The 21,398-nt window shown below is 64.2% G+C and carries 19 protein-coding genes; 17 read left to right on the forward strand and 2 right to left on the reverse strand.

The annotated features are described in order from the left end of the window. Window positions 1–94 precede the first annotated feature (94 nt). From Q0743_RS24975 to Q0743_RS24985, 3 genes are all read left to right on the forward strand, one after another. Window positions 95–2,221: a type I secretion system permease/ATPase gene (locus Q0743_RS24975; RefSeq protein WP_298244143.1), complete on the forward strand. Its 2,127-nt coding sequence runs from the start codon at window positions 95–97 to the stop codon at window positions 2,219–2,221. Next, window positions 2,208–3,650 carry an HlyD family type I secretion periplasmic adaptor subunit gene (locus Q0743_RS24980; protein WP_298244144.1) on the forward strand — a complete coding sequence of 481 codons (1,443 nt, stop codon included), beginning with the start codon at window positions 2,208–2,210 and terminating at the stop codon, window positions 3,648–3,650. The genes Q0743_RS24975 and Q0743_RS24980 overlap by 14 nt, the downstream gene beginning before the upstream one ends. 65 nt (window positions 3,651–3,715) lie before the next feature. After that, complete coding sequence (locus Q0743_RS24985) at window positions 3,716–4,438, forward strand: hypothetical protein (protein WP_298244145.1); 723 nt, start codon at window positions 3,716–3,718, stop codon at window positions 4,436–4,438. Window positions 4,439–5,071: 633 nt separating this feature from the next. On the opposite strand, the gene Q0743_RS24990 is transcribed toward Q0743_RS24985, so the two are convergent. Continuing rightward, window positions 5,072–5,959: a LysR family transcriptional regulator gene (locus tag Q0743_RS24990; protein WP_298244146.1), complete on the reverse strand. Its 888-nt coding sequence runs from the start codon at window positions 5,957–5,959 to the stop codon at window positions 5,072–5,074. Window positions 5,960–6,115: 156 nt separating this feature from the next. Between Q0743_RS24990 and Q0743_RS24995 the strand changes: the two genes are divergently transcribed. The 10 genes from Q0743_RS24995 to Q0743_RS25040 are packed head-to-tail and all read left to right on the forward strand — an operon-like array spanning window position 6,116 to window position 15,836. After that, complete coding sequence (locus tag Q0743_RS24995; protein ID WP_298244147.1) at window positions 6,116–7,072, forward strand: N-carbamoyl-D-amino-acid hydrolase; 957 nt, start codon at window positions 6,116–6,118, stop codon at window positions 7,070–7,072. Between the two features lie 36 nt (window positions 7,073–7,108). Next, window positions 7,109–7,933, forward strand: a complete 825-nt coding sequence (locus Q0743_RS25000; RefSeq protein ID WP_298244148.1) for an ABC transporter substrate-binding protein — start codon at window positions 7,109–7,111, stop codon at window positions 7,931–7,933. After that, complete coding sequence (locus Q0743_RS25005; RefSeq protein WP_298244149.1) at window positions 7,930–8,787, forward strand: amino acid ABC transporter permease; 858 nt, start codon at window positions 7,930–7,932, stop codon at window positions 8,785–8,787. The genes Q0743_RS25000 and Q0743_RS25005 overlap by 4 nt, the downstream gene beginning before the upstream one ends. After that, window positions 8,784–9,548 (forward strand): amino acid ABC transporter ATP-binding protein, encoded by a 765-nt coding sequence (locus Q0743_RS25010; protein ID WP_298244150.1) that lies wholly within the window; start codon window positions 8,784–8,786, stop codon window positions 9,546–9,548. Before Q0743_RS25005 ends, Q0743_RS25010 begins: the two co-directional genes overlap by 4 nt. A 14-nt stretch (window positions 9,549–9,562) precedes the next feature. Next, entirely contained in the window at window positions 9,563–10,378 is an 816-nt protein-coding gene (locus tag Q0743_RS25015; protein ID WP_298244151.1) for an ABC transporter substrate-binding protein, read from the forward strand. After that, on the forward strand, window positions 10,365–11,255 hold the full coding sequence (locus tag Q0743_RS25020) for a polysaccharide deacetylase (RefSeq protein WP_298244152.1): 891 nt from the start codon (window positions 10,365–10,367) through the stop codon (window positions 11,253–11,255). The genes Q0743_RS25015 and Q0743_RS25020 overlap by 14 nt, the downstream gene beginning before the upstream one ends. A gap of 20 nt (window positions 11,256–11,275) precedes the next feature. Continuing rightward, entirely contained in the window at window positions 11,276–12,859 is a 1,584-nt protein-coding gene (locus tag Q0743_RS25025; protein ID WP_298244215.1) for an ABC transporter substrate-binding protein, read from the forward strand. After that, window positions 12,856–14,229: an amidohydrolase family protein gene (locus Q0743_RS25030; RefSeq protein ID WP_298244153.1), complete on the forward strand. Its 1,374-nt coding sequence runs from the start codon at window positions 12,856–12,858 to the stop codon at window positions 14,227–14,229. The genes Q0743_RS25025 and Q0743_RS25030 overlap by 4 nt, the downstream gene beginning before the upstream one ends. Window positions 14,230–14,251: 22 nt before the next feature. Beyond that, window positions 14,252–15,178 carry an N-carbamoyl-D-amino-acid hydrolase gene (locus tag Q0743_RS25035; protein ID WP_298244154.1) on the forward strand — a complete coding sequence of 309 codons (927 nt, stop codon included), beginning with the start codon at window positions 14,252–14,254 and terminating at the stop codon, window positions 15,176–15,178. A 13-nt stretch (window positions 15,179–15,191) separates the two neighbouring features. Further along, window positions 15,192–15,836: a flavin reductase family protein gene (locus Q0743_RS25040; RefSeq protein WP_298244155.1), complete on the forward strand. Its 645-nt coding sequence runs from the start codon at window positions 15,192–15,194 to the stop codon at window positions 15,834–15,836. 16 nt (window positions 15,837–15,852) lie between these two features. Here the strand turns inward: Q0743_RS25040 and Q0743_RS25045 are convergent, their stop codons facing one another. Continuing rightward, window positions 15,853–16,515: an aspartate/glutamate racemase family protein gene (locus Q0743_RS25045; RefSeq protein WP_298244156.1), complete on the reverse strand. Its 663-nt coding sequence runs from the start codon at window positions 16,513–16,515 to the stop codon at window positions 15,853–15,855. 150 nt (window positions 16,516–16,665) lie between these two features. On the opposite strand from Q0743_RS25045, the gene hydA reads away from it, so the two are divergent. From hydA to Q0743_RS25065, 4 genes are read left to right on the forward strand one after another with little or no spacing between them, the layout of a single operon-like run. Then, entirely contained in the window at window positions 16,666–18,135 is a 1,470-nt protein-coding gene (hydA, locus tag Q0743_RS25050) for a dihydropyrimidinase (RefSeq protein WP_298244157.1), read from the forward strand. A gap of 12 nt (window positions 18,136–18,147) precedes the next feature. After that, window positions 18,148–19,140 carry an NAD(P)-dependent oxidoreductase gene (locus tag Q0743_RS25055; RefSeq protein WP_298244158.1) on the forward strand — a complete coding sequence of 331 codons (993 nt, stop codon included), beginning with the start codon at window positions 18,148–18,150 and terminating at the stop codon, window positions 19,138–19,140. Window position 19,141: 1 nt separating this feature from the next. Further along, entirely contained in the window at window positions 19,142–19,903 is a 762-nt protein-coding gene (locus tag Q0743_RS25060) for an SDR family oxidoreductase (protein WP_367184940.1), read from the forward strand. Then, window positions 19,900–21,336 carry an NAD(P)/FAD-dependent oxidoreductase gene (locus Q0743_RS25065; protein WP_298244160.1) on the forward strand — a complete coding sequence of 479 codons (1,437 nt, stop codon included), beginning with the start codon at window positions 19,900–19,902 and terminating at the stop codon, window positions 21,334–21,336. Before Q0743_RS25060 ends, Q0743_RS25065 begins: the two co-directional genes overlap by 4 nt. The last annotated feature ends 62 nt before the right edge of the window (window positions 21,337–21,398 follow it).

Here is a 21,398-nt window from a genome sequence, read left to right on the forward strand (position 1 = left end):
TCATCTTTCGGCGCATCGCAATCCTTGCCTGCCCGTGGGAAAGGTGTATTGGTCGATAGCGCGATCTAAAGTAGTGGCAGGGGCAGAAGTGGGTGTGGAAGCCGTACGTCAGGATACGGGGCTGCAGTGTCTTGCACTGCTGCTGCGATTTCATCAGATCGCTGTCGATCCCGCGCAGATCGCACATCAGTTCGCGGGCTCGGCGCTCGGCATTCAGGAAATGCTCCGCTGCGCCAAGCAACTCAAGCTGAAGGCGAGGGCGGTTCGCGAAGGCTGGTCCGGCCTCTCCAAGCTCTCCTTGCCCGCGATCGTCGAACGGCATGACGGCACCTTCGCTATTCTGGGCAAGGTCGGAGCCGAAGACGTTCTCATTCACGACCCCCTGGTTAATCGTCCGCAGGTGATCAAGCGGGCCGAGTTCGAACAGGGCTGGACCGGCCGCATCGTGCTGATGACGCGGCGCGCGTCACTGTCCGATCTGGCGCGCCGCTTCGATATCACCTGGTTCCTCCAGGCCATGCACAAATACCGCCGGCTGCTTGGCGAGGTGCTGGTCGCGTCGTTCTTCCTGCAATTGTTTGCGTTGGTAACGCCGCTGTTCTTCCAGGTCGTGACCGACAAGGTGCTGGCGCATCGCGGCTACACGACGCTCGACGTGCTGGTGTTCGGCCTGATCGTCGTCTCAATCTTCGAGACCGTTCTCGGCGCGCTCCGGACCTATGTGTTCTCTCACACCACCAACCGGATCGACGTCGAGCTGGGCGCGCGCCTGTTCCGGCACCTGATCGCGCTGCCGATCGCCTATTTCGAGGCGCGACGGGCGGGCGATTCCGTCGCGCGGGTGCGCGAGCTCGAGAACATCAGGAACTTCCTCACCAGCTCGGCCCTGACCCTGGTGATCGATCTCGGCTTCACCTTCGTGTTCCTGGCGGTGATGTTCTACTATTCGCCGTTCCTGACCTGGATCGTGGTCGGCTCGTTCCCGTTCTATGTCGCGATCTCCGCCGGCGTCACCCCGATCTTCCGGGAGCGGCTGGACAAGAAGTTCGATCGCGGCGCCGAGAACCAGGCTTTCCTGGTCGAGAGCGTCAGCGCGATCCAGACCCTGAAGGCGATGGCGATCGAGCCGCAGATGCAGCGGCGCTGGGAGGAGCAGCTCGCAGGCTATGTCAGCGCCAGCTTCGACGTGCTCTCGCTCGGCAATTGGGCGAGCCAGTCGGTGCAGTTCATCAGCAAGCTCGTCACCGCGCTGACCCTTTATTTCGGCGCGCACCTCGTCATCGAGGGTAATCTGTCGGTGGGCGAGCTGATCGCCTTCAATATGCTGGCCGGGCGGGTGGCGCAGCCGGTGCTGCGGCTGGCCCAGCTCTGGCAGGATTTCCACCAGGCGCGGGTCTCGATCGCCCGGCTCGGCGACATCCTCAACGCCGCGCCCGAGCCGATGTTCGATCCCTCGCGAGCAACGCTGCCGCCGATCAAGGGTGAGGTGATCTTCGACCACGTCAATTTCCGCTACCGGCCGGATACCTCGCTGGCGCTGCAGGACGTCTCGCTGAAGGTGCTGCCCGGACAGGTGATCGGCATCGTCGGCCCCTCGGGCTCGGGCAAGTCGACGCTGACGAAGCTGATCCAGCGGCTCTACGTGCCGGAGGCCGGCCGTATCCTGATCGACGGCATCGACCTGACCGTTGCCGACGTCGCCTGGCTGCGGCGCCAGATCGGCACGGTGCTGCAGGAGAATGTGCTGTTCAATCGCACCATCCGCGAGAACATCGCGCTCGCCGATCCCGGCATGGCGATGGAACGGGTGATCGCCGCAGCCGAGCTTGCCGGCGCGCACGAGTTCATCCTGGCGCTACCGGATGGGTACAACACCGTGGTCGGCGAGCGCGGCGCCAGCCTGTCGGGCGGACAGCGGCAGCGCATCGCGATCGCGCGGGCGCTGGTCACCAACCCCCGCGTCCTGATCTTCGACGAGGCCACCAGCGCGCTCGACTACGAGAGCGAGAACATCATCCAGCGCAACATGCGCAAGATCTGCGCCGGCCGGACCGTCTTCATCATCGCGCACCGGCTTTCGGCCGTGCGCCACGCCGATCGCATCATCACCATCGAAGGCGGCCGCCTGGTCGAGGACGGCAGCCATGACGAGCTGATCAAGAAGGCCGGGCGTTACGCCATGCTGCACCAGATCCAGGCGGGCCTCCATGTCGTCAGCTGATGTGATCGAGCGCAAGAGCCGGGCGTTCTGGCGCCGCCAGCGCGACGCGCGCGAATTCCTCCCCGCCGCGCTGGAGATCCTGGAGACGCCGGCATCGCCCGTCGGGCGCGCGGTCGGCCTCACCATCATCCTGTTCTTTGCGCTCGCGATCGGCTGGGCGACGTTCGGCCATGTCGACATTATCGCCACCGCCACCGGCAAGGTGGTGCCGACCGGCCGCACCAAGACGATTCAGCCGCTGGAGACCGGCATCGTCTCGGCGATCCACGTCCATGACGGCGACAGGGTCACGGCCGGCCAGGTGCTGGTCGAGCTCGACCGCACGGTGACCCAGGCCGAGCGCAAGCGGGTGGGGCAGGATCTCGTCGCGAGCCTGCTCGACGTCGCGCGCCTGTCGGCACTGCGCCGCAGCTTTGCCGATCTCGCCGCCCCCCGCGATCTCGACGAGCCCACCGGCGCATCCGAGGTGGAGATCGCGCGGGCGCGGTCGGCCATGCTCGCCCAGGCCGCTGAGCAGCAGGCCAAGCTCGCCTCCGTAGTCCAGCAGATCGACCAGAAGCGCGCCGAGGCGCAGTCGGTGACGGCCGCGATCGCCAAGATCGACGCGACGCTGCCGCTGCTCGAGGAGACGCTGACGATCCGCAAGAAGGCGATGGATATCCAGTACGGCAACCGCATCGCCTGGATCGACGCCCAGACCCGCCTGATCGACCAGCAGAACGAGCGCATCGTGCAGGAGCGCAAGCTGGTCGAGATCGAGGCCGCGCGCCGCGCGCTGGAGCAGCAGCTCGCGCAGACCCGATCCGGCTTCGAGCGGCAGGTTCTCAGTGACCTCTCCGATGCCCAGAAGAAGGCCGACGAGTTCCAGCAGGACTCGGTCAAGGCGCAGCGGAAGACCGAGGAGCAGTTGCTGCGCGCCCCGATCGACGGCACCGTGCAGCAGCTCGCGATCCACACCGTCGGCGGCGTGGTCTCGCCGGCGCAGCAACTGATGATGATCGTGCCGCGCGGCAGCAGCATCGAGGTCGAGGCGATGATCTCCAATCGCGACATCGGCTTCGTCGAGCACGGCCAGGACGCCGAGATCAAGATCGACACCTTCAACTTCACCCGCTACGGCCTGCTGCACGGCAAGGTCATCAGCGTGTCGCGCGATGCCATCGTCAAGGACAAGCCGCCGGGCGGGCAGGGTGCGGCGAAGCCGGGCGGCGGCGCACTCTCGGAATCGAGCGAGCCCGTCGGCCAGGAGTTGCTCTACGCCGCGCGCGTGTCGCTGGAAGGCACGAAGATGCAGGTCGAGGACAAGATGGCGAACCTCGCGCCCGGCATGGCGGTGACGGTGGAGATCAAGACGGGGCAGCGAAGGATCATCGAATACGTGATGTCACCGTTGTTGAGGTATCGGCAGGAGAGCTTGAGGGAGCGGTGATGAGATATATCGCGTTCACTGTGGTGGCGCGTTTTGTCGATTGCCGGCGTTCAAGCGGAGATTAGTTGATCGTGACTGTCATCCGTCGCTGTCCTCGGAGACGATTCATCATCAGCGTTCTAGCTGCTCTTGCAGGAGGATACGTCGTCCCTTCTCATGCGGCCTTCTTGAGCGAAACGATCAGGTATCGATTGATGTTCGACGTTGACGTTGACGGCACCTCCGTCAGCGGTTCAGGCGTCATTCAGGACAAGCAGTCCGATACAAGACCCCTGTTCAAGAGCATGGGTGGCTTCGGAAATGAGGTGGTTGGCGAGGCAGTGGTGATCGACCTCGGTTCAAGGGGGACATTCTTTGCTTTGCTGCGGGGTCCGAAGATTGGTCTTGGGAGTTTGGGAGCGCCAGCATGGCTGTTGTTCCACGTCTTCGCTGATCTGCTCAACTCCGAAAAGGATCCCCTGCCGAAAGTGCGCCTTTTGAAGGAGCTGCGGCCGCGGCGCACACTGGGTGTCGATGAAATTCCGATGTTGGTCCGCTTTCGAGATCTCAATGATCCGCAGTCTGTCGAACAAATCGATCCGACAAACCTAGCCGCGTCGTTTGGTTCTGGGATTGCGCTTCGCGACGTCGTCATCGAGGTGACGAACGATCCCGTCACGGTCGGCATCGAAACGAAGTTGCCCTGGCTAAAGACGATAAAGACGCAGCTGGATGGCGATCGATTGCACTCCGGCGCCACGCTTGCCAATGAACTGAATGCTTACGACTTCGATCGAAGGAACGGATGATGTTTGATTAAACGCTGTTGAATGCAATTCATTCGTTATGATGCTTACAATCGAGGTTACGGCGAGGGGGTGTATATTGCGCGACCCGGTCTTCGCCGTCCTTGCGCCGGCGGAAGATCTCTCACGCGTAGCGGCTCTTGCGGTGGACCTGGGCGCGCCAGGTCCCCGAAAGCAATTGAGCGGGGCTGGCCACGACCGTATGCACTCCCCAACTCGTGTGTGCTCTGCGTGCACTGAGAGGTCAAAACAGGTACAAGCGTGTGCAATTTCGGCTGGTTTGAAATGCACATGTTCGTGCTTGGCGCAAGGTAGCTGTTGAAATCACAAGGCTATCGCTTTTCCGTCGCACCCATGATGCATGTATGGCCCTAGAAGGATTCGTCGGATCCTCACCACGAATCGCCAACGCGGTCGCCTTCAGTTCGGCTATGCCGAACTTGTCGAACAGTTTGTCGTGGGTGCCGCCGGCGCGGATCGCGGTGAGGGCGTCAGCGACGGCCTGGGCGAGCGCAGGTGTCGGTCGCCGATCGCCGGACAGGGATGATGGCGCCACGTCCGAACGATTTCGCGCGTGGTCGGGCGGCCTGACCAGGTACGACGTCGGCTTTTGCAGTCAACAGCAAGATGCTCCCATCATTCAAGGTGTCGGCTTGCTCGACGGACTTCGTCGAGGAACACTCTCGCAAGGCGCGAGAGCGGCTCAGCTTCCGACCACAGCATGTATGCCAGCGCAGGTGTCCTGGGAAGGAAGGGGCGTATGATCAGCCCTTGATTTCCAGCCTGGTGCGGCGAGAATGGATCCACCACCGCCGCACCGACGCCTGCCGCGGCGAGCACGCACGCGGTGTTGCAGTATCGCACCTCGACGGTCGGCCGGAATGGAGCGCCGGCCGAAGCAAAACTCGCGCGCACGGCCTCACCCAATTGTGTTCCTCGTTCGAGGCCGATGAAGGGGAGATCGACGAGTTCGGACGCGGTGATCACCGCGCGGTCGGCCAGCGGATGCTGCGGCGGCATCACGCAGACCATCTCGCCGGTGTGGACCACTTCATGCGCGATGCCCGGATGATGCGAGAAGCCGAGCGCAAAGCCGAGCTCGGCGACCCGGCTCAGCAGTCCGTCGATAATGCCCTCATAACGGCGTACGTCGAAGAACATCCGCGTCTGCGGCCGCCGACGCAGGAACACCGACAATGCGGGCGGGATGATGCTGTAGGCCAGAGGCGGCGTTGCGACGATCGACAGATGCCCAGTGCGACATTCCCTGAAGTCACGGACGCGGCTTTCCAGCTTGGCATGCAGTGCAAAAATCGTCTCGCTTTCCTTGTAGAGCGCCATCGCCTCCGCGGTCGGAAACAGGCGGTTGTTGACGCGCTCGAACAAGGCAAAGCCCGCCTGCGTCTCCATCGCCTTCAACGCGTTGCTGATCGCCGGCTGTGACAGTGACAGCTCCTCGGCTGCTGCGACCGTTGTCCGGTGTCGAACGACGGCACGCAAAATTTCGAGTTGGCGCAGGTTCATCTATTCATGCTCGTTATAGTCCGGCCGAAAATATCATAGCACGAGTGATTGCCAACGCTGTCCAGCTTTCTTGTAATGCGGTGCGGAAAGTGCGCTGCCGAACGGAAAATCGGTTCGCCTAACGAGGCAGCAATCCGCTTGATTTGGAGGCAATGTTTGACCCGCGTTCTTCGTGCTGCCGCCGCCCAGATGGGGCCGACGCAAAGAACAGACACCCGCGCGCATACGCTCGATCGCATGCTGAAACTTTTGGATGCGGCGGCTGAAGAAGGCGCGCGCCTCGTGGTCTTTCCTGAACTGGCCTTCACGACGTTCTTTCCGCGCTGGCTGCTCGAAGGCGATGGGCTCGATCAATATTTCGAGCGCGGCATGCCGAACCCGGCTGTCCAAGCACTGTTCGACCGCGCCCGCGCGCTCGGCGTCGGCTTCTATGTCGGCTATGCCGAGCTGACAGCAGATGGCCGGCGCTACAATTGCGCGATCCTGGTCGACGACGTCGGCGCGATCATCGGCCGCTATCGCAAGGTGCATCTGCCGGGCTCGTTCGAGCCCCTCCCGGGCGCGCGCTATCAGCAACTCGAGAAACGCTATTTCGAGTATGGCGATCTCGGCTTTCCGGCCTTCCGCACTGGTTCGGCGTGGGGACACGCGATCATGGGCATGATGATTTGCAATGATCGCCGTTGGCCGGAATCCTGGCGGGTGCTCGGCCTGCAGGGCGTTGAGCTCGTCTGCATCGGCTACAACTCCGCAGCCTACGATCCGAACGGCGGGACCAGCGAGGATGCCGCGCTGCGTACCTTCCATTCGACGCTGGTCGCACAGGCCAACGCCTACATGAACGCGACCTGGGCGATTGCGGTGGCGAAGGCGGGCGACGAGGATGGCTCCGGCCTGATCGGCGGCTCCTGCATCGTCGATCCGAATGGCAGGATCGTTGCACAGGCGAAGACCCTCGCCGACGAAGTCATCGTCGCCGACGTCGATCTCGATCTCTGCCGTCAGGGCAAGGACAAGATGTTCAATTTTGCGGCCCACCGGCGGCCCGAGCAATACCGGACGATCACCGAACGCGCTGGCGTCATCGAGCCGGCGCTTCTCGACATGGATTAACACGCGGCCGGTTGCAGCGTTGGCAATGGAGCTGACATGACACGCCTCTCTTTCTTGCTCGGCCTTGCCGTGCTCGTCGCACCCACTTCGGTGCAGGCAACTGAACTGCCCGCGGAAATCAAGCAAGCCGGTACGCTGAAGCTGACGGTGAACTCGACCTACGCACCGATGGAATACCGCGATCCCGCGACCAACGAACTGGTCGGGCTCGACATCGATCTTGCGAACGAGCTTGCCAAGCGGCTTGGTGTGAAGATCGTCTGGAGCGAGACGCCGTTCGCCGAACTCATTCCATCGCTGCAGACAAAGCGCGCCGATTTCATCATCAGCGGCATTCAGGATCGCAGCTCGCGGCGCGAGACGGCGGATTTCATTGATTACCTTACGACGGGACCGCAATTCTTCGTCATGGCCGAGAGTGCGGCGAAAATCGCCACCGATCTTTGCGGCAGGAAGGTCGGCACCACGCGCAGCACCGCCTTCCCGCTCGAGATCGAGAAGTGGAGCAAGCAGAATTGCGAGGCCGCAGGCAAGCCAGCGATCCAGTATGTTCCGGGCGAGAACTCGATCGATGTACGGAATCAGCTCAAGCAGGGCCGCATCGATGCGGCCGTGCAGGGCAGCGAGACCCTGCCTTACGCACAGCAGCAGGAGGCCGGCAAATATCGCGTCATCGGCGAGCAGTTGTCTACGGGCTATCAGGGCATCATGTTCCGCAAGGACGATGCCGCACTGCGCGAAGTCGTGACAGAACATCTTGCAGCGATGATCGCCGACGGTTCCTACAAGAGGATCCTCGACAAATTTGGGCTGGGTGCGAATGCGGTCGAGAAGCCCATGATGAACGCAGCGCCGCAATGAGGGCGTCCCCGACCCTCGCAGACGGATTTCCCGATCTCTCGCAGATGAAGATCGTGCGGGAGGTCCACTGGCGGCGGTGGCTGGCAGCGGCCGCGATCGTCGTGGTGCTTGCGGAGATCGCTCGCGCCTTTGCCAATGGCCAGATCGAATGGTCCTATGTCAGCCGCTTCCTGACCGCGAAGGTGATCCTCCAGGGCATCGTCAACACTATGGTGATGGCGGTGCTCGCGATGGCACTCGGCATCGTCCTCGGCGTGGTCGCGGCCATCATGCGGCTGTCACCCAATCCGGTGCTGAAGTCGGTTGCCGCAGGTTACACTTGGCTGTTCCGCGGCACGCCGCTGATCCTGCAACTCCTCCTGTGGTTCAACCTCGCGCTGGTGTTTCCGACCATCGGTATTCCCGGCCTGTGGACGGCGCGGGCCGTTGACGTCATGACGCCGTTCCTCGCAGCGCTGCTCGGGCTCGGCATCAACCAGGGCGCCTATACGTCGGAAGTGATGCGCGCCGGTATGCTGTCGGTCGACGTCGGGCAGTATGAGGCGGCGCAGGCGATCGGTATGGGGCGGCTGCGGGCGCTGCGGCGGATCATCCTGCCTCAGGCGATGCGGGTGGTGATCCCGCCGCTCGGCAACGAGTTCATCGGCATGGTGAAGGCGACCTCGCTCGCAAGCGTGATCCAGTATCCCGAGCTGCTGCACAACGCCGAGAATATCTACTACGCGAATTCGCGCGTCATCGAGCTTCTGATCGTCGCCGGCTGCTGGTATCTGCTGGTGGTATCGATCCTGACACCGCTGCAGATGTTGCTCGAGCGCCATTTTGCGCGTGGCACGGCACGGATCAACCGATGACGAAACCGCTCGTCGCGATCCGCTCCGCCAGCAGGGCCTTTGGAGAGTTCCAGGCTCTCAAGAATGTCTCGCTCGACGTGTGGCCCGGCGAGGTTCTGTGTCTGATCGGTGCGTCAGGCTCCGGCAAGACGACGCTGCTTCGCTGCATCAACCAACTCACCGTGATCGACAGCGGCGGTATCTGGCTGGATGGCGAGATGCTGGGCGTCCGCGAGGAGGGCGGCAAGCTGCGCCGCCTCAGCGAGCGGGAGATCGCGCGACAGCGGCTGAAAACCGGCATGGTGTTCCAGCGCTTCAACCTGTTTCCGCACAAGACGGCGCTGGAGAACATCACGGAAGGACCGGTGCAGGTGCAGGGTCGCGACCCGGGCGAGGCGCGCGCCGAGGCAATCGAGCTCCTGCGGCGCGTCAGGCTTGCGACGAAAGCGGACTCCTATCCGTCGCAGCTTTCGGGCGGCCAGCAGCAGCGCGTGGCGATCGCGCGGGCGCTGGCGATGAAGCCGATGCTGATGCTGTTCGACGAGCCGACCAGCGCGCTCGATCCCGAGCTTGTGGGCGAGGTACTGGCTGTCATGAAGGAGCTCGCGGAGAGCGGCATGACCATGATGGTGGTGACGCACGAGCTTGGCTTTGCCCGCGAGGTCGCCGACCGCGTCGTGTACATGGACCATGGCGCAATCGTGGAGTCCGGGCGCGCCGCCGATGTTCTCGGGGCACCGTGTGAAGCGCGCACACAGGCGTTTCTGGCGGCGGTGATCTGATGGGGAGAGAGTTGATGATCAGGCTGGTTGTTGCGGGCGCACTGGGGATGATTTTGGCCGGGCCGGCCATGGCGATCGAGCTGCCCGCCGAGATCGCGAAGCGCGGCAGCATCAAGATCGCCATCGTACCGAACTATCCGCCGATGGAGTTCCGCGATCCCGCCACCAATGCGCTGGCCGGATTCGACATCGATCTCGGCGAGGCGCTCGGTCGTAAGCTCGGCGTCAAACTGGAGTGGGAGGAGACAAGCTTCGCGCAGTTCATGCCGTCGATTTCGTCGGGGCGGGTGGACGCGATCCTGTCCGGCTTCACCGACTATGCGACGCGGCATGAGGCGGCAACCTTCGTCGATTATTTGCGCAGCGGTCCGCAGTTCTTTGTGCAGCAGTCGCGTGCCGCGGAATTCAAGGACATGGCGGCGCTGTGCGGCAGGAAAGTTGGTGCGAGCCGCCGCACCATGTTCCCGGATCAGATCGCGGCGTGGAGCGCGGCGCATTGTGGCAGCAACCCCATTGTGTTCGTCGGCACCGAAGGCTCGGCAGACGCGCGGACGCAGCTGAAACAGGGTCGGATCGACGCGGCCGTTCAGGGCAACGAGACGCTGCCCTACATCATGAATCAGGAGCCCGGCGCTTACGCACCGCTGGGCCAGGCCATTGCGGCGCAGTTCACCGGCATCGCGCTGCCTGTGAAGGAGAAAGCCCTGCATCAGGCCTTCGTGGAGGCGCTCGACGCGTTGATCGCCGACGGCACCTACCGCGCCCTGCTGGCGAAGTGGAAATTGGACGACAACGGTGTGGAGAAGGCGACGATCAATGCTGGACAGTAAGGCACTCCAGAGCATCCCGCTCGTCCCGGCGAACATCGCGGATCCGGCACCGAATTATCCCTGGCCGAAGCCTTGGAGGTCGGCGATGTTCCTGTCGTTCGATGTCGACGCCGAGAGCGCCTGGACCAGCAAGGACGCCGTGCACGCCCAGCGCCTGATCACCATGAGCTATGGCGGCTATGAGGCGCGGGTCGGCACACCGAAGTTGCTGGAGCTGCTCGATCAGCTCGATCTGAAGGCGACATTCTTCGTCACCGGCTGGTCGGTCGATGCGCATCCGACAATGGCCGAATCCATCCTCAAGGCCGGTCATGAGATTGGCCATCACGGTTATCATCACCTGCTGCCCGATCCCGGTGATCCCTGGATCGAGGAGGAGCTGGAGCGTGGTTTCGAGGCGTTGAAGCGGCGGCTGGGCGTAAGGCCGATCGGTTATCGTGCGCCCTATGGCGAATTTACCGAGGAGCTTCGCCAGGCGCTGGTCCGGCACGGCATCGTCTACACATCATCGTTCCGCGATGACGTGCGGCCTTACCGTCATCGCCTGACCGACGGCAAACCCGGCACGATCGAGCTGCCGGTCACCGCGAGCTATGACGATTGGATGCACGGCCTCTCGGCGCGCTTCAGCCCGCGCTCGATCTTTCCCAAGGAGCATGTGCTCTCGATCTGGAAGGACGAGTTGGATGAGGTTCGTGACTGGGGCGCGATGGTGACCACCGTGCTGCATCCGCAATGCAGCGGCCGTCCGATGCGGCTCCGTCTGCTGCGCGAGTTCCTGACCTACGCCAAATCCTGTCCGGACCTGTGGATCACGACCGGGGAGGCGATCGCCGCGAATTTCCAGAAGCATGAAGCCGCAGGTCAGCCGCGCTGATGAGCATGGGCAAGTCTTCGATGCAGTTCTCCCGCCGGTCATTGCTTCGTGCGGCCGCTATGGCGCCTGCCTTTTCCTTGCCGGGCATCGTCCGCGCGCAATCGCAGACCACGCTGCGCTTCATCCCGGTGATCGATCTGGCCTTCCTCGATCCGGTCTATTCCACCGCGCAGGTGTCGCGCAACCACGGCTTCATGGTCTACGACACGCTCTATGGCATGAATGCGGCGCTGGAAGTCTCGCCGCAGATGGTGTCGGGCCATGTCGTCTCCAATGACGCCAAGCAGTGGGACCTGACGCTGCGCGACGGGCTTTTCTGGCATGACGGCGAGCGGGTACTGGCGCGTGACTGCGTCGCGAGCATTCGCCGCTGGGCCTCGCGCGACGGGTTCGGCGGCGAATTGATGGCGGCGACCGAAGAGTTGTCTGCGCCGGATGATCGTACCATCCGCTTCCGTTTGCGGCGGCTATTCCCGCTGCTGCCGCAGGCGCTCGGCAAGGCCGCAGTGCATGCCGCATTCATGATGCCCGAGCGGTTTGCGAGCCAGGATCCGCTCAAGCCGATCACCGAAGTGATCGGCAGCGGGCCATTCCGCTTCATCGCGGATGAGCGCGTACCCGGTGTACGCAACGCCTATGCCAGGTTCGAGCGCTATCAACCTCGCCAGGACGGCAAGCCGGATTGGACCGCCGGTCCCAAGATCGTGCACTATGACCGCGTTGTGTGGACCACGACGCCGGACCCGGGGACCGCCGTGGCGGCCCTCCAGACTGGCGAGCAGGATTGGCAGGAAACCACGCCGCACGACTTGCTGCCCGTGCTGAAGCAGTCCGATGAGGTCGAAACGCGTGTGCTCGACCCCCGCGGCTATGCGTGCATGCTCCGCGTCAATCACCTGCAACCGCCGTTCGACAATCCCGCCATCCGCCGTGCGCTGCTCGGTGCAATCAATCAAGCCGACTTCATGACCGCGGTCGCGGGCGGAGATCCGGCATACCAGCTCTCGCCGATCGGCTATTTCGCGCCGGGAACGCCGATGGCCAATGACGTCGGGCTCGATGTCTTCCGCGGCCCGCGCGATATGGCTAAGGTGAAGGCCGATCTGGCGGCGGCTGGCTACAATGGTGAGAAAGTCGTGCTGCTGTCGCCGGGCAATTCGGCCGCGCAAAAGCCGCTCGGCCAGGTTGCGGCCGACATGCTGCGGAGGGCCGGGATGAACGTCGATCATCAGGTGCTCGACTTCGCAGCCGTGCTGCAGCGTCAGCTCAAGAAGGATCCGATCGACAAGGGCGGCTGGAGCGCTACCGTCGGCAATTGGCAAGGCATCGACTGGCTCAACCCGGCCGGCAACACCAATTTGCGCGGCGAAGGGAAGGTCGCCGGATGGTACAGCAGCGAGAGAATGGGCGGCCTGCGCGGTCAGTGGCTCACGGCGCCGTCGCTCGAAGAGCAGCAGCGGATCTGCCGCGAGATCCAGGCGCTGGCGTTTGAAGAGATCCCGTATTTTCCGATCGGCCTGTACAAGCAACCGACCGCCTACCGCAAGAGCATCACCGGCATCCTCGACGGCACCGCAGTCTTCTGGAATGTGCGTCCATCATGAGCAGCATCGCGATCTTCGGCAGCTACGTACTATCTCGCCGTGGCGGCGCACAGGATGTGCTGCGCGATCACTGGGTGCTGATCGAAGGCAGGACGATCGCGGCGGTCACCAAGGAGAGGCCGTTCGCCGCTGAGGCTTATGATCGTCCCGGCCGCTTCATCCTGCCGGGCCTGATGAACCTGCACAATCACTGCTTCAGCGAGGCGGTGGCGCGCAGCCACACCGAGGACGGAAATGGCCGGCGCAACAATCAGAGCATCGTCTATACGGTGCTGCTGCCGCTGACCAAGCGCGGCGCCGATCTGCTTTCGGCCGAGGAGCGCCTTGCGGTCGCGCGGCTCGGCATTCTGCAGTTACTCAAGGGCGGGGCCACGACGGTGATGGAGCCGTTCCGCAACACCATCCCTGAAATGTTCGACGCCGCCGAGGAGATGGGCGTCCGCTTCTATGGCGCGCCGTATCTGTTCTCGACCTCGGACGCCAAGGCTGGCGCGGATGGCGTGGTCAGATATGCCGGTGACGACGGCGCGGCAGACTTGGCCACCTGGAACGCGCTCTATCAGCGCTGGAACGGGCGCGGTGACGGCCGGATCGGCCTTGCGATGAGCCCGCATGCGACCGACACCTGCGGGCCTGACCTGCTGAAGGCGTGCGCGGCGCGCGCCCGTGAGCTCGGCGTGCCCATCACCACCCATCTGGCGCAGAGCCGGGCCGAGGTGGAAACGATCGGCAAGCGTTATGACGGCCGCACGCCGGCTGAATATCTCGATTGGCTGGGCCTGCTGGCTCCCGATCTCCTCGCAGCGCATTGCATCGCGAGCTCCGACAGCGATCTGAAGCTGATGGCTGCGCGCGGCGCCGCGGTGTTGAATTGCCCGCGGGTGTTCGCCCGATCCGGCGTCACGGCGGCATTCGGCCGGTTTGCCGAGCATGGCGTGCGCACCGTGGTCGGCACCGACGGTTACAACATGGACCTGCTCGGCGAGCTCAACGCGGCCTCGATGATCTCGAAACTTGCGCTGCAACGCGCCGAGGTCGCGAGCGCTCCCGACTTGATCGAGGCGGTGACCGCGACCGCTGCCTTGCTGGTGAAGCGTCCGGATCTCGGGGCGATTGCGCCCGGCGCAACGGCCGATCTGACCATCATTGACATGACCCATCCGCACCTGCAGCCGCTGTTCGATCCGCGCCGCGCGCTGGTCGCACTCGGCAATCGCGCAAATGTCGATCAGGTCATCGTCGATGGGCGGGTGCTGATCGATGCTGGCCGTTACGTTCATGGCGATGAAGCCGCCATCACCTCGGCAGGGGCCGCTGCGATCGGCAAGATCTGGGATCTGCCGGAGGCGCAGGCGGCGTTTGCCGGCTGAGTTTGCAAGGGGAGCAACGACTATGCGCATGATCAACGTCGCCGCAGCCCAGATGGGCCCGATCCAGCGCGCGGAGGGGCGCGATGTCGTGGTCAGGCGCATGCTCGCGCTGATGGACGAAGCCAAGGCGAAAGGTGCCGACCTGATCGTCTATCCCGAGCTCGCGCTGACCACCTTCTTCCCGCGCTGGTACATGGAGAACCGCGCCGATGCCGATGGCTGGTTCGAGCGTGAGATGCCCAATGACGCTGTGCGGCCGCTGTTCGAGCGCGCGGCCGGCCACCAGATGGCGATGAGCTTTGGCTATGCCGAACTGACGCCGGACGGCCATCATTTCAACACCGCGATCCTGACCGACCGCGACGGCAAGATCGTCGGTAAATACCGCAAGATCCATTTGCCCGGCCATGCCGAGTTCGATCCGGAACGCACGCATCAGCACCTGGAGAAGCGCTATTTCGAGCCGGGTGATCTCGGCTTTCCGGTCTGGCGCAATCTCGGCGGCGTCATGGGCATGGCCGTCTGCAACGACCGCCGATGGCCGGAAACCTATCGCGTGATGGGCCTGCAGGGCGTCGAGATGGTGCTGATCGGATACAACACGCCATCGGTCAACGCACAGAAAGGCGACGAAGGGCCGGAGAAGCGGCTGTTCCACAACCGCCTGTCGGCGCAGGCCGGTGCCTACCAGAATTCATGCTGGGTGATAGCGGTCGCCAAGGCCGGCGACGAAGACGGCCATCCCCTGATCGGCGGTAGCCTCATCGTCAATCCCGACGGCGAGATCGTGGCCGAAGCCAAGACCGAAGATGACGAACTGCTGGTGCATCCGTGCGATCTCGACGCCACCGCGTTCGGCAAGCAGACGATCTTCAATTTCGCAGCCCACCGCCGCACCGAGCATTATGGCCTGATCACCAGCCGTACCGGCGCGATCCCGCCGCCGTGAAGGACGTGGTGCGATGACGAGCCTTTCTTTTCGCGACCTTGCACCTCGGGACCGCTACAAGCTGCTGTGCGGCGTGGTGGTGCCGCGGCCGATCGCCTTGGTCACGACCATGGACGAGAACGGCGCGCTGAACGCGGCGCCGTTCAGCTTCTTCAACGTGTTCTCCGAGGACCCGCCGTTAATCGTGCTCGGCCTTCAGCATCATCCTGACGGCCGGTTCAAGGACACCACGCGCAACATCCACCGCACCGGTGAATTCGTCGTGCATATGGTGGACGAGGCGCTGGCGAAAGTGATGAACGACTGTGCGGTGGACTTCCCCTCCGGCGAGAGCGAGGTTGCGGCAGTGGGTCTGACGGCGGAGGTCAGCGCCGAGGTCAAGGTGCCGCGGCTGGCCGCAGCACCGTTCGCGCTGGAATGCCGACGTCAGGTCTCGCTCGCATTTGGTCCAGGCCGCGAGTTGTTGATTGGCGAAGTGCTTCATCTGCATGCGCGCGAAGGGTTGCTTGATCCGGCGCGCATGTATGTCGACATGGCGACCTACCAGCCGATCGGACGGCTGTTCGGCAATCTCTATTCGACCCAGCGCGACATGTTCGCGATGGATCGCGAGAGCTATGACGATTGGCAGGCGAGGCGGGCGCGTGAAGCACGCTAGCCTGCCAACAACCGCGTTACGACGCGTCGAATTGCACGGCGCCCAGCGCCATGGTCACGGCGGCCTGGGTCGGATCGATCACCGGAATACCGAGCGCGTCCTCGAGCGGCTTGCGATGACGCGCCATGCCCGCGCAGCCCATCACGATGGCGCCGGCACCATCTTCTCCTTTCAGGGCGCGGCCGACTGTGATCATCCTGGCGAGCGTGCCTTCGCCCGATGCGGTTTCCGCCACGCTCATGTCGAGGGGACGCTCGCCGGCCAGCCGATCCATCAGGCCCATCTGGCGCAGATAGCGCATGTGCCGGCGGATCGAGCGCTGCGCGATCGCGATCACGCCAAAGGTCTCGGCGCGGGTCAGCGCGGTCAGCACGCCGCATTCGGCGATGCCCAGCACCGGCCGCGTGGTGGCTTCGCGGCAGACATGCAGGCCGGGATCGCTGTAGCAGGCGATCACGAAGGCCGCCGACTCGTTGTCGCCGGCGACGGTACGGCGCAGCGGCATCACCACGCTTTCGGCGTCGGCCTGGCTTTCGATGCCGTAGGGTCCCTCAGTCAGGGTCTCGCACACGATCTCAGGACCGTCGGCAAAGGACAGCCGCTTCAACGCCTCGGCAAGGCCGGCGGTGACCACGTGGTTGGAGTTCGGGTTGATGACCATGATGCGCGGTCGGGGCATGGGAGGTTCCTGCTTGGGCAGTGTTGACGGTGCGAAACAGAGGCAATCACTATGCCATGGACAGCATGAAGCGGTCATGCGCAGGGCGCAAGGGCGCGCCGCAAGGCCGGGTGCGGTTGGGCTTCAACAGTTGCGGGAGGAGATGACATCATGACCGAGCCTGCCTATGACCTGATCATCCGCCGTGGGCGTGTCGCCACCACCACCGATGTGTTCGAGGCCGATGTCGCCGTCATCGGCGAAAGCATCGCGGCGATCGGGCGTGGGCTCGGTCCCGCAAAGCGCGAAATCGACGCGCGTGGCAAGCTTGTCCTGCCCGGCGGTGTCGACAGCCATTGTCATATCGAGCAGCTCTCGGCTGCCGGCATCATGAATGCGGATACCTTCGAGAGTGCCACGACGTCGGCGGCGTTCGGGGGGACCACGTCGGTCATCTCCTTTGCCGCGCAGCATGTCGGCATGCAGCTGCCGCAGGTGCTGGAGGAGTATCACGCGCTGGCCCGCAAAGGGGCTGTAATCGACTACGCCTTCCATATGATCATCGCCGATCCGACCAGGGAGACGTTGGAGCGCGACCTGCCGACGCTGATCCGCCAGGGCCATGGCTCGATCAAGATCTTCATGACCTATGACCGGCTGAAGATCGATGACGAGCCCTTGCTCGATATCCTCGTCGCCGCGCGCGAGGGCGGCGCAATGCTGTGCGCCCATGCGGAAAATCACGGCATCATCTCCTGGATGGTGAAGCGGCTCCTCGCGCGCGGCTACACTCATCCGAAATATCACGCTATCAGCCATGCGCGCTTTTCGGAAGCAGAGGCGTTCAACCGCCTGATCGGCATGGCGGCCCTTGTCGACCAGCCGATCATGATCTTCCACGTCTCGACCGCCGAGGGCGCGCAGACGATCCGCGATGCTCGCGGGCAGGGGCTGAAAGTGTTTGCCGAGACCTGCCCGCAATACCTGTTCCTCACCGCGGACGATCTCGACAAGCCGGGCGCGGAAGGCGCCAAATGGATGTGTAGCCCGCCGCCGCGCCGCAAGGATGACCAGGAGGCGCTGTGGAAGGCGTTGTCGCTCGGCGATCTGCAGACCATCTCCTCTGACCACGCGCCGTATCGCTTCGACGAGACCGGCAAGCTTCGCGCCGGGCCGAACCCGAACTTCAAGCAGGTGGCCAACGGCCTGCCGGGCCTCGAGATGCGGCTGCCGCTGCTGTTCGATGCGATGGTCTCCAAGGGACGGCTCGGCCTCGAGAAATTCGTCGAGCTGACTGCAACCGCGCCGGCCAAGATCTACAATCTGCATCCGCACAAGGGCTCGATCGCCGTCGGCGCTGACGCCGATATCGCGATCTGGGATCCCGATCGCCGGGTGTCCGTCACCGACACGATGATGCATGATCTGGCCGGCTACACGCCGTTTGCCGGCCGTTCGCTGCAGGGCTGGCCGGTGACGGTGCTCTCCCGCGGCCGCGTCATCGTCGAAAGCGGCAAGCTGAACGCCTCGCCGGGCTCCGGCCGCTTTTTGGCCCGCAGCGGCGGCGAGGCGGCGAAACCGACCGGTGGATTGGTCTCGGACATGGACCCGGAGCAGAATTTTGGCGCCAAGCTATTGTGAGCGAACCGCGAGATGAGCGTCGTGATCTTCGGTGGCGCAGGCTTTGTCGGGCTCAATATCGCGGAGCTGCTGCTTGCCCGCGGCGATGCGGTCACGCTGTTCGATCAGGCCGAGTTGCCGGTGGAGGCGCGCTGCGCCTTTGCGCCTTACGGTGAACGCTTGCGGCTGCTGCGAGGGGACGTGACCGAGCGTAGCGCGGTTGAGGCGGCAGTCGGGCCGGGATGCGATGCCGTGGTGCTTGGCGCCGCGATCACGGCAGGCGCAGCGCGCGATGCCGCCGAGCCGGAGCGGATTCTGGCCGTCAATCTGCTGGCGCAGGTGCCGATCCTGACCGCTGCGCGCAAGGCAAAGGTGCGGCGTGTGATCAACCTGTCGTCCGCTGCAAGCTATGGCGCGAGCGGCCGGCATTATCCGCTGCTGGAAGAGACGACGCCTTGCGATCCGCAATCGCTGTATGCGATCACGAAATTCGGCTCCGAGCGTGTGGTCGCCCGGCTCTCCGAGCTCTGGCAGGCCGATATGATCAGCGTCCGGCTCTCGGGGGTGTTCGGCCCGTACGAGCGTGCAGGCGGTGTCCGCGACACGCCGTCACCGCAGGCGCTGATCGTGGATTGCATGCGGCGGGGCGCGCCGGCGTTGCTCAGCGAGCCCGGTGCACGGGACTGGGTCTATGCCGCCGACGTCGCCGCCGCCGTCGGCGTGCTGCTCGATGCCGCCCGGCCCCGCCACATGCTCTACAATATCTCGAGCGGTTTGACGTTCACCGCAGAGGCCTGGGGCAAGGCCTTTGCTGATAAGGCTTTTGCCGCCCCGGACAGCGGTTTCGTTTGCCGCGTGGCTGTCTCCGGCGAAACACCGACCGTGACTGTGCACGGCTCGACCCGGGCGCCGCTGTCGGTACAGCGCATGGCCGACGAATTCGGATGGCGCGCCAAATTTGGCTGCGAGGAGTCAGCGGAGCATATGCGGCGCTGGCTGCATGATCATGATCGAGGAGGCGCCTGAGATGAAGCTGGCGGGCAGGGTGGCCATCATCACAGGCGGCGGCTCCGGGATCGGCCGGGCCAGCGCCGTTCTGTTCGCCCGCGAAGGCGCCTTCGTTGCACTGGTGGATCGCGATGCTGACAGCGCAGCCGAAACGCTGGCGATGCTTCGCGATCAGGGTGGCAGCGGTAGCGTCCATGTTGGCGATGTCGGCGACGCCGATTTTGCAAGCTCCACCGTCGAAAGTGTCGCAACAAGCGACGGCAGGCTCGACGTGCTGATGACGTCTGCCGGCTTCTCCTGCGGCGGTACCGTGATCACAACTGCGCTGGCGGATTGGGACGCGGTATTCCGTGCCAATGTCGGCGGCACCTGGTTGTGGGCGCGCGCGGCCGTGCCGATCATGCAGCGGCAGGGCAAGGGCGCCATCATCACGCTGGCGTCGCAGCTGGCGATCGCTGGCGGCAAGGGCAACAGCGCCTATATTGCGGCCAAGGGCGCCATCGTCAGCCTGACCCGCACCATGGCCGTCGATTTCGCGACCGATGGCATCCGCGTCAACGCGTTGGCGCCCGGCGCGATCGACACGCCGCTGCTGCGCCGCAGTTTTGCGCGCCACGCCGATCCCGAGCCGGTGCGCGAGGTCTCGCGACAGCGTCATGCCATGAAGCGGTTCGGGCGCGCCGACGAGGTGGCGGCGGCCGCGCTCTATCTCGCCAGTGACGATTCCTCCTTCGTCACCGGCACGGTGCTTCCAGTCGATGGCGGGTGGCTTGCGGCATGAGTGATGGCCTTGCAGCACTTGCAGTTCAAGTCTGCGCCGATCTTGCCAAGACGGCGCATCCGGGCATGCCCTGGCTGACGCCGATGACGGCTCCCGATGGCAGCCGCGCTCTGGACGTGCTCATTGTCGGGGCTGGTCAATCCGGACTTGCGACGGCTTTCGGTCTGCAGCGCTCGCAGGTCACCAACATCCGCTTGCTCGACAAGGCGGACGAGGGTTGCGAAGGCCCGTGGCTGACCTATGCGCGGATGCCGACCCTGCGCAGCCCGAAGGACTACACCGGCCCTGACCTCGACCTGCCGAACCTGACCTATCAAGCCTGGCACGAGGCCAAATTCGGAACGGAGAGCTGGCGCGATCTTGGTCTGATCCCGCGCGAATATTGGGCGGCCTATCTGTCGTGGTATCGCAAGGTGCTCGGTCTACCGGTGCACAATGGCTGCGAGGTGACCGATATCGCACCCGAGGCTAACGGCCTGCTGCGGGCAACAGTGAGCACTGCTCATAGCGAGGAGGTGCTTTACGCCCGCAAGATCGTGCTCGCGACGGGACAGGAAGGCATGGGCGATTGGAGCATTCCCGAACCATTGCGTCATCTGCCGGCGTCGCGATGCGTTACCTGCGCGGCGCCGATAGATTTTACCGCGCTACGTGGCAAGCGCGTCGCGGTGATTGGCGCGGGCGCCTCGGCCTTCGATAACGCAGCGATGGCACTCGAGGCAGGTGCGGGCCTCGTGCATTTGCTGTGCCGGCGCGCTGCGATCCAGCTAGTGCAACCCTATCGATGGCTGACCTTCCGCGGCTTCCTCAGGCATTTTTCCGAGCTCGACGATCCCTGGCGCTGGCGCTTCATGCGCGCGGTGCTCGAGCTGCGCGAGGGATTTCCGCAAGCCACCTATGATCGCTGCGCCCGGCACGCGCCGTTCCATCTGCACGAGGGCGCACCTGTCGAGGAAGCGCGGGAGACCGTTGACGGCGTGCTGCTGCGCACGCCACGTGGCGAAATCGCGGTCGATTTCGTCATCTGCGCCACCGGCGTCATGATGGACTTTGCCGCTCGCCCCGAGCTGAAGCGATGCGCCGATAACATCGCGCGCTGGGCCGACTGCTACACGCCGCCGGCGCAGGAACAGAGCCTTCGCCTTGGCGCCTTTCCCTATTTGTCGGACGGCTATGCCTTCCGCGAGCGCGAGGTTGGACGAACACCGTGGATCTCCGGCATTCACCTGTTCGCCATTGCCTCGACCATGAGCTTTGGTCCGTCCGGCTCCTCGATCAATGCGATGACGACGGCGGTGCCGAAGCTGGTCCACGGCCTCACGCGTGACCTGTTCCGCGCCGATATCGACAAGCACTGGGCGGCATTCCAGGCCTATGATGTCCCTCAAGCTGTGATCCGGCGCGAGCCCGCGGCCGCGCAGGGGAGCGCGTGATGCCGGCGAGCGCATATGCATTCCACTGCGACGAAGACGCATGCCAAACTGCCCGTTTCTGG

This window comes from uncultured Bradyrhizobium sp. (genome assembly GCF_936943645.1).
Classification (GTDB): domain Bacteria; phylum Pseudomonadota; class Alphaproteobacteria; order Rhizobiales; family Xanthobacteraceae; genus Bradyrhizobium.